Source organism: Phenylobacterium sp., assembly GCF_044372605.1.
In the GTDB taxonomy this organism is placed as follows: Bacteria; Pseudomonadota; Alphaproteobacteria; order Caulobacterales; family Caulobacteraceae; genus Phenylobacterium.
The window spans coordinates 1-8,768 of record NZ_JBILRO010000140.1; the positions used below are offsets into that span (position 1 = coordinate 1).

Annotated in this window: 10 protein-coding genes; 2 read left to right on the forward strand and 8 right to left on the reverse strand. The window is 64.9% G+C overall.

Translation table 11 applies throughout. The annotated features are described in order from the left end of the window. Window positions 1-642 (forward strand): LysR substrate-binding domain-containing protein (locus ACIQ42_RS11850; protein ID WP_397422394.1); only part of this gene is annotated, 642 nt, incomplete at its 5' end. Window positions 643-723: 81 nt separating this feature from the next. Here ACIQ42_RS11850 and ACIQ42_RS11855 read toward each other — a convergent pair. From ACIQ42_RS11855 to zapE, 6 genes are all read right to left on the reverse strand, one after another. Continuing rightward, entirely contained in the window at window positions 724-1,137 is a 414-nt protein-coding gene (locus ACIQ42_RS11855) for a DUF5360 family protein (protein ID WP_397422405.1), read from the reverse strand. Between the two features lie 17 nt (window positions 1,138-1,154). Further along, window positions 1,155-1,808, reverse strand: coding sequence for a TetR/AcrR family transcriptional regulator (locus ACIQ42_RS11860; RefSeq protein WP_397422395.1), 654 nt, complete (start codon window positions 1,806-1,808; stop codon window positions 1,155-1,157). 590 nt (window positions 1,809-2,398) lie between these two features. Beyond that, complete coding sequence (locus tag ACIQ42_RS11865) at window positions 2,399-2,788, reverse strand: type II toxin-antitoxin system HicB family antitoxin (protein WP_397422396.1); 390 nt, start codon at window positions 2,786-2,788, stop codon at window positions 2,399-2,401. A 9-nt stretch (window positions 2,789-2,797) separates the two neighbouring features. Further along, window positions 2,798-2,986: a type II toxin-antitoxin system HicA family toxin gene (locus ACIQ42_RS11870; RefSeq protein ID WP_397422397.1), complete on the reverse strand. Its 189-nt coding sequence runs from the start codon at window positions 2,984-2,986 to the stop codon at window positions 2,798-2,800. Window positions 2,987-3,090: 104 nt separating this feature from the next. Further along, a complete protein-coding gene (locus ACIQ42_RS11875) occupies window positions 3,091-4,272 on the reverse strand; it encodes an alpha/beta hydrolase (protein ID WP_397422398.1) in 1,182 nt (393 codons plus the stop codon). 53 nt (window positions 4,273-4,325) lie between these two features. Beyond that, window positions 4,326-5,441 (reverse strand): cell division protein ZapE, encoded by a 1,116-nt coding sequence (gene zapE / locus ACIQ42_RS11880; RefSeq protein ID WP_397422400.1) that lies wholly within the window; start codon window positions 5,439-5,441, stop codon window positions 4,326-4,328. A 180-nt stretch (window positions 5,442-5,621) separates the two neighbouring features. Here zapE and ACIQ42_RS11885 point away from each other — a divergent pair, with 180 nt between their 5' ends. Beyond that, window positions 5,622-6,428, forward strand: coding sequence for an N-acetylmuramoyl-L-alanine amidase (locus ACIQ42_RS11885; RefSeq protein WP_397422402.1), 807 nt, complete (start codon window positions 5,622-5,624; stop codon window positions 6,426-6,428). Between the two features lie 5 nt (window positions 6,429-6,433). Here ACIQ42_RS11885 and ACIQ42_RS11890 read toward each other — a convergent pair whose 3' ends face one another. Further along, complete coding sequence (locus ACIQ42_RS11890; protein ID WP_397422403.1) at window positions 6,434-7,930, reverse strand: CoA-acylating methylmalonate-semialdehyde dehydrogenase; 1,497 nt, start codon at window positions 7,928-7,930, stop codon at window positions 6,434-6,436. A gap of 54 nt (window positions 7,931-7,984) precedes the next feature. After that, window positions 7,985-8,768 (reverse strand): sodium-dependent bicarbonate transport family permease (locus tag ACIQ42_RS11895; RefSeq protein WP_397422404.1); only part of this gene is annotated, 784 nt, incomplete at its 5' end.

The following is an 8,768-nucleotide window of genomic DNA, read 5'->3' on the forward strand; positions in this document are numbered from 1 at the left end:
GACGACCTGTCGGCCTTCGCCGGTGGCCTGTCCGGCGAGGTCCGGCTTCTGGCCAACACCAACGCCCTGACGGAATTCCTGCCGGAACCGCTCAGCCTGTTCCTCGCCGCCCACCCGCAGGTCAACGTCGATCTGGAGGAGCGGCTGTCCGACGAGATCGTCGGCCTGATCGCCGAGGGCGTCGGCGACATCGGCATCGTCGCCGGCACCGTCGATGTCGGCCGTCTACAGACCTATCCGTTTCGCTCCGACCGGTTCGTGGTGGTGGCGGCGCAGAACCATCCGCTGGCGGCGCGCTCGCGGATGGCGTTTGCCGAGGTACTGGACTTCGACATCGTCGGTCTGGAACGCTCAAGCTCCCTGCAACGGTTTCTGACCGGCAAGGCCGCCCGTGAAGGCCGCCCGCTGAAAGCCCGCATCCAGCTGCGCAGCTTCGATGCGGTCTGCCGGCTGGTGGCCGCCGGCGTCGGCGTCGGCGTCGTCCCCCAGACCACGGCCCGCCGCGCCGCCCAGACCATGGCCCTGGCGGTCATCGAGCTGACCGACGACTGGGCGCTCCGCGAACTCACCATCGTGGTCAGGGCCGATGAGGTGTTGCGGCCCTACGCCCAGGCGCTGGTGGAGAGCTTGCGGGCTGGATAGCTGGTGGTAACTCCGGTCGCAGCCGGAGGCGAGCCCGGGGGGCTCGACGCAGGCGGACCGGACGCCGAGGCCGACCCCGCGTCATGAAGGGCGGACGGTCGCGTTCAGCAGCCCGGGCAGGAAGAACAAGGGCCAGACCGCCAACGCCAGGTTCGGAAGATACCAGGCTGGATCGAATTCGCCGAGAATGGTCCAGTAACCGATCGCCATCAGGCCGGCGACGAAGGTCAGACAGAGTGAGATCATGGCCATTGGCCGCCAGCGAGGATCTCCGGCCGTCGACAGTCTGACAGCCGCGATCCCGGTGATCGAGAACAGGACGTCCAAGGGCAGGAACGACCAGTTCCAGGCAAACACGCGAGGCTGATCGAAGTCAGCGTACATCATGCTGGGCGGCATTTGAAAAACGCCGAGCAAATGAAGCAAGGACGCAGCCCAGTATGTCAAAAACAATATGTCGGTAATCAGGAGTAAGGTCTTCAGCCGTTTGCTCATGCCGTCCTGGGTTTGGCTCACTTCGCATCCCCCGCGATATGTTCAGAAGATTCTGGTTCGTCGGCTCGACCCGGGACCGCTTCAAGGCGGCTAAGGCGCATGACTGCGCGATCAATGACCGAGCGGGCCGCCGCCTGTTCCCGCGCAAGCGTCGCTCGCGGGGCAAGGGCAAGCCGCAATCCCAGGCCATCGACCAGGCTCAACAGTTCAGCGGACGCAGCCCCTGAAGTCGCGGCGCCTGCCACCAGCGGCGCCACGAGCGCCTCCAGGAGGTCTCGCCATTCCGCGACACGTTCTTCATTCTCGCGGCGGAGTCGCGGATTGCCGACGGCTTCCCCCCAGAATGCCAGCCAGACCCGCCATTCGCGGAGACGCGCAGCATCGAACGGCAGAGCCTCCTCGAGCACGGCCGATAGTCTCGCGCGATCGGACCGCGCAGCCGCAACTGCTCGCCGCATCCGGGCGCCGGCCGCGAAGTGCGCGGCGCGCAATGCCTCGACAAGCAGCGCCTCGCGGTCGCAGAAATAATGAGTGAGCGCGCCCGTCGTCACGCCCGCCGCCGAGGCCACTCGGCGAAGCGTCGCGGCGCCAAGGCCTTCCTCAGCGATGACATCCCAGCTTGCCGTTACAAACCCGGCGCGCCGCTCCTCATGATCTACAACCCTGGGCATTCCGCCGCCTTTTGACGTATCGCATGTTATGTAACATACGTTATGTCAAACAACAGGCCGTTCGGTCAAGAGCGCCGTGCGTGACGGCCGTCGCGGAGTTCAATCTCGAGCGGGTCGAGCCATTCGTCGACCTGAACGTGAGGACACGTACGACCATTCGACGCCGACTTTCCCCGCCACCTTGTGATGATGCAGCCTGGTCGACCGGTAAGGCAGGAATAACGGTGACAGTTGCAATAACCCCTAATCTCAGGCGGCGGACCAAGCTTTGGAAGTTTAGGGGTTATTGCAACTGTCACCGTTATTCCTGCCGTTCATCTGGGCCAAATCTGAGCAATACTCTTGCTTCTGAGTGATGAGTGAGAGGATTTCACCCCCCCATTCAGCATTGTCTGGGTGAACCAACCCTACAAATAGTGCCGACGGGACTTTTTCAAGGGGGGCATTCCGGTGACACTTTACTTAACCCCCAAAATGCCAAACGGGGCGGCTGCCTGCGGAGCCTGTGGGCAAGCTTCCGGCCGGTGCGGGCTCCTATGTCGGCGGGGGTAAAGTATCAACGTAACCTGGGCCACCCGCCGGCCACCGCCTCACCCCTTCAGCGTCATCTGCGCAATATAGCCAGAGCGGCTCTCGCCCGCCCGGCGCGCCTGGGCGTCCAGCCGTTCCAGCACCCGGCGGGGCAGGGTGATGTTCACCCGCTCCGTCGTGTCATCGAGAATGGCCGGGTCGATGGTGACCACGCCGAAACTCCAGCCCGCAAACTCGGGGCTATCGCGCAGGGCTCCCAGATCACTGGGTGGCGGCAGGGCGCCGCCGGCATCGAGGGTGGCGTCGATCCAGGCCGCCGCCGCCTCCTCCACGCCGCTCATCGCCTCGTCCAGGGTGTCGCCCGCCGAAAAGCACCCCGGCAGATCCGGAACAACGACGCCAAAGGCCTGATCGGCGTGGCCGGGCTCGATGGCGACGGGATAGCGCATGGTCATCTCCTAAAGCCCTGCCTGTTTGCGGATCGCAGCGACAAGTCCGACGCCAAGGTCCTTCTTCGGGTGCGGAACAACCACGTGTCCCGCGCGCTCCGGATGTCTGTAGACGTGGTGAGAGCCACGCACGCGATCCAGCACCCAGCCTGCGGCCCTCAGCTCACGGACAAGATCTCGGCTATTCACCGTGCGCATTATACACACTTTTGGTTGACGAGCAAGTTGACGACCGCGCAACTGGCGCCGTTTGAACCGCCCTCAGCGCCCTCGCGCATGCCAAAGCAGGACGGAGCGCGACGTCAGAAACAGGCAGAACCAGACGAAGCTAGCCAGGTGAGACCAAGTATGAACAAGGGCGCCCAGGTTTCAGTTGTGTGGCCGCCAGGAAGGCTAGCGTCACATACGACAGCTCCCCTTGTCGGCGTTTTCAGGGATTTTACGATCTGTGGCGGGCGGTGTTCATCCAGCCCCCACCCTACAAAGATGCGTCCCGAAGCGCCGACGCCAGGCATCGCCGTGATGGGCCCATAGACCGGCGATAGCGCAATCGTACCCGTGTAGCGGCTTGGGTTCGCCCCTTGAGTTGCGAGCGCCCAGGCGGCGCCGTCCGACATCCCTGCAATGAACCAAGCGGTTGGGGCGTGCAGATTCCTGGTCGCGAAGGGGACAACAACTTGCTCGACGAAACGAGCATGTTCTTCAAAGCGCCTTGGGTCCTGGCCGCGGACGTACTCCGCACCGCGTTGTTGAGGGTCATGCCAGACGCCGACGAGGAGTACTTTTGGCAGGCGCCCGGCGACAATGGCCGCGTCTACGACTTTTGCGTATGAGATAAGCGTCTGCCCGTCGGCGACCAGAACTGCCGTGCGGCGCGGGTCGGAGGCGTATCCGTCCGGTATATAGACCGAAATGGTACGACGACCGTTCCCGTCCGGTGTCGCCAGCTCATGCTGTGTGAGGCGTCCGGCGCGCAGCTCCGATGTTGTCGGTCGGGTAGGCCAGCGCTGCTGAACCAGGGGTTTCCCGTCTGCGGAGAGTGAGAACTCCATCGGTTCAATATCCCGATGCATCATCCGGATCGCAATGGCTTGATAGGGAGACCCAGCAACCGGTCGCAAGTCGCCATTCATCTCACCGCCGACACGAAGGCGGCCCGGGAGGCGGGCTGCAATTATCAGGTCTGCGTCGCCGCTCCAGAAAAATGCAATTGGATAGCCTCGAGCACCAGCGACCACGGTGGCGGCGTCAGGCGAGGGGGCGCGGCATGGTGGAGCATTCGCCGGGCCGCACACCCACAGGTCCCCCGATTTGCTGGAGCTGATTTCCGAAGCCTCGAGCCGCCCACCAATCAGAAGCAACAGAACAACGAGCGCCACCAAAGTGAAGACTGGGAGGCGGAAACGAAGGGGTCTGCCGACCGCATGCGATGACATGAAAAACCTATCCGTGGCGAAATCAAGCGTATCAAAGGTTGAATGCAAGCTCCATGCTCGCCAAAAGATCAATTCGCAAATTCACATTCCAGCCCTCCCGACTACCGCTCCTCCAGCCACCCCGCCGAGCGCATCTCCTGCAGCCGGGATGCCGTGCGTTCAAACTCGAACGATCCATCGCCCGCTGGATAGAGCGCCACGGGTTCGGCGTCGGCCAGCACGATCAGGTGGGTCCGGGCCTCGTAGAGGGCGTCGATCAGCACCACCAGGCGGCGCGCCTCCTCCCGCCGCTGCGGCGTCAGGGTCGGCAGACCCTCCAGAAACACCGTGTGAAACCGTTCGGCGAGCGCCACATAGTCGTTGGGCCCCAGCGCCACCGAACAGAGGCTGGCGAAACTGGCCCGGAGCAATCCGCCGGCGGCGTGCGGGAAATGGAGCTTGCGGCCCAGCACCTCCAGGGTCTCGCCGTCCTCCTCCTCGTGGCCCAGCATGTCGCGCCACAGCCTGTCAAAGGCCTCTGTGTGACCGGCGTCAGCGGGAGAGAACCAGGTCCCCGCGGCGCGCAGCCGATCCAGCCGATAGTCGTGCGGCCCGGCGATGACCACCACCTCGGCCTTGCTCTTCAGCAGGTCGATGAAGGGCAGGAACAGCTGGCGGTTGATGCCGTTCAGATAGAGCTGGTCCGGCAGGCGGTTTGATGTGGCCACCAGGGTCACGCCGCGCTCGAACAGGGCCGTGAACAGCCGCCCCAGGATCATGGCGTCGGCGATGTCCGTGACCTGGAACTCGTCGAAGCACAACAGCCGCGCCTCAGCCGCCACCACCTCGGCGACGGGGACGATGGGATCGTCGCCCTTGTGCTGTCCGAACCGGGCCTTGCGGGCGGCGGCGTCGCCCTTGCGCCAGGCGTCGATCAGCCGGTGGATCTCGCCCATGAAGACGTGGAAGTGGGTGCGGCGTTTCCGGGCGATCGGAACCGTCTCGAAGAACAGGTCCATCAGCATGGACTTGCCCCGCCCCACCGGCCCGATCAGGTAGACGCCGCGGTGGCTCCGGGGTTTGGCGAACAGGCGCTTCAGGCCGGGACCGGGGTCGGCGTCCGCCAGCTCGCCCTCCAGCCGCACCAGGGGCGCCAGCGCGGCGGCCTGGGCCGGGTCGGCCCGGATCGCTCCGTCACGGATGCGCTGATCGTAAGCAGTCTGCAGGGCGGAGGCCATCGTCGCCCGGCCTAGCGACCCTTCGGCCGGCCCGCAATCAATACCAGGACGAAAAATTTTGGCGCTCACGCGATGCCGGCATATTTTGCAATCCTGGAGCGTATCGACGGGTCGAACTACATAGCGAACTACACGCCGATATACCCCGCATTTGTCACAAATGTTTTCGGGAGAAACCCTGTGAAGATCATCGATCACAAGCTTCAGCCGGGCTGGCACAAGCCCTCGCCCAACCACGGCGGGCCGCTCGACGGCCCCACCCTGCTGGTCATGCATTACACGGTCAGCGGCGCGGGCGCGAAGGGGGTGGCCGACTACTTCGCCTCGCCGGCCGCCAACGCCTCGGCCCACATCGTGGTCGGGCGCGACGGCGATATCCGCCAGGTCGTGCCGTTCAACGTCAAGGCCTGGCACGCCGGCAAGTCGGTCTGGCGCGGGCGGTCCAACTGCAACGACTATTCCATCGGCATCGAGATCGACAACTGGGGCCGGCTGATGCGGACGGCCGACGGCCAGGTGCGCAGCGCCACCGGAAAGATCGTCGATCCGGGCCAGGCGGTGGAACTGACCCACAGGAACGAAAGCAAGCCGGCCCTCTGGGAGGTCTATGGCGAGACCCAGATGAAGGCGCTGGTCGAGGTGACCCGGTTGATCCTCGCGGCCTATCCCACCATCACCGAGATCGTCGGCCACGACGATATCGCACCCTTGCGCAAGTCCGACCCCGGCCCGGCCTTCCCGATGGGCCGGTTCACCTCGCTGGTGGGCGGGCGCGGCGATGCCTCGGTGCTGACCCGAAAGGTGATCGCCTCGCGGCTCAATGCGCGCGGCGGCCCGGGCCTCGAGTTCGACAAGCTGGGGGTGTTCGTCAGCGGATCGGTGGTCGAGGTCGTCTATGACTCACCCGGACCCTGGGCGCAGGTTCGAGGAGTGATCGAGGGCGGCGGCGAGGTGGTGGCCTGGGTGTCGGACCAGTTCCTGGCCTGACGCCTCTACTTCATGGTCGGAATGACGAAGGCGGAGTCCTCGACCGCGCCTTCCGGCCAGCGGGCCGTGACGGTTTTGACCTTGGTGTAGAAGCGAACGCCCTCCAGCCCATGCTGGTTCACATCACCGAACGCCGAGCGCTTCCAGCCCCCGAAGGTATGGTAGGCCACCGGCACCGGGATCGGCACATTGATGCCGACCATGCCGACGTTCACCTGCTGGGCGAACTCGCGCGCCGCCCGGCCGTTGCGGGTGAAGATGGCGACGCCGTTTCCATACTGGTGGGATGACGGCAGATGCAGCGCCTCCTCGAAGCTCTCCACGCGGGCGATCTGGAGAACCGGCCCGAAGATCTCTTCCTGATAGGTCCGCATGGTCGGCTTCACCTGGTCGAACAGGCTGGGCCCGATGAAGAAGCCCTGCTCATAGCCCTGCAGTGAGAAGCCACGCCCATCGACCACCAGCTCGGCACCCTCGTCGACGCCCATCTGGATGTAGTCGCTGATCTTCTGCTTGTGCGCCTGGCTGACCACCGGCCCGTACTGGGCGGCGGGGTCGGTGGAAATCCCCACCTTGAGGCTCTCGAGTTCGCCCAGAACCCGCTCGCGCACGGCATCGGCTGTGGCCTTGCCGACGGGCACGACGACCGGCAACGCCATGCAACGCTCGCCGGCCGAGCCATAGGCCGCGCCGATGATGTCCTTCACGGCCTGGTCAAGATCGGCGTCAGGCAGGATCACGCCGTGGTTCTTGGCGCCGCCCATGGCCTGGACGCGCTTACCCGTCGCCGTGCCGCGGCTGTAGACGTAGTGAGCTATATCCGATGAGCCGACAAAGCTGACGGCCCGGATATCCGGATGATCGAGAATGGCGTCGACCGCCACCTTGTCGCCGTGGACCACATTCAGAACCCCGGCGGGCGCGCCGGCTTCCATCATCAGCTCGGCCAGTTTCACCGGAACACTGGGATCCTTCTCGGACGGCTTCAGGATGAAGCTGTTCCCGGTGGCGATCGCGATGCCGAACATCCACATCGGGATCATGCCCGGGAAGTTGAACGGGGTGATCCCTGCCGCCACGCCGAGGGGCTGGCGCATGGAATAGATGTCGATGCCGGGACCCGCGCCCTCGGTGTATTCGCCCTTCAGCAGGTGAGGGATGCCGCAGGCGAACTCGATGACTTCAAGACCGCGCTGGATGTCACCCTTGCTGTCGGCGATCACCTTGCCGTGCTCGGATGACAGCAGCTCGGCCAGCGCGTCCATATCGCGCTCGATCAGCCGCTTGAACTCGAACATCACACGGGCGCGGCGCTGCGGGTTGACCTGGGCCCAATCGCGCTGGGCGGTGAGTGCGGACCGCACCGCCCTGTCGACCTCTGCCGCCGTCGCCAGTTGAACCCGGGCCTGAACCTCGCCGGTATTGGGGTTGAACACGTCGCCGAAGCGGCCTGAGGTTCCGGAAACGGCGGCGCCGTCGATGAAGTGGGTGATCTCGCGCATGGCGAAGTCTTAAGACGGCGAGGGTGGCGAGCCTAGGGTGACGTTGCGTCGGGCTCATCCGCCCAGTTGCTGCGACACCCAGAGATAGAGCGGAATTCCGACGATGATGTTGAACGGGAAGGTAACCCCCAACGACAGGGGCAGATAGACCCCGGCGTCGGCCTTGGGCAGCGCGATGCTCATGGCGGCGGGGACGGCGATATAGGAGGCGCTGGCGGCCAGGATCGCCATCAGGCCCCGGTTCTCCGGCGGAACCCCGAACAGCGCGCACAGGCCCAGCGCGATGAGCATCGAGATCAGCGGCATGACGATTCCGAACCCGACCAGCGCCGGCGACAGGCTGTTGGTGTCCAAGAGACGACGCGCCGCCACCAGCCCCATCTCCAGCAGGAACAGGCACAGGACCCCCTGGAACAGCGGGTTGACGAACACGTCGATACGCTCAAGTCCCTTGTCGCCGGTCATCGCCCCGATCACGAATGCACCCAGCAGCAGCACGACAGTGCCATTCAGCAGCACCTCGCGGATCACTTCCCAATTCGGCCCCTTCTTTGTTTCGCCGCCACTGCGGCCTGCCAGGATCAAGCCGGTCACGATCGCGGGGGTTTCCATCAGTGCGACAATGGCGGCCATGTAGCCTGCGAAGGCTATGCCCTCGACCTTCAGATACTCGCTGGCGGCGACGAAGGTGACAGCTGACACCGATCCATAGTGCGCCGCTGTCGCTGCCCGGGTACCCCGATCCAGCCGGCGAAAGCCATTCAGCAGCCCGAACGCGATGACGGGAATGCCCATGCTGAGCAGGACGGCCACGATGGCGCTGGCCAGGAACCCCGAG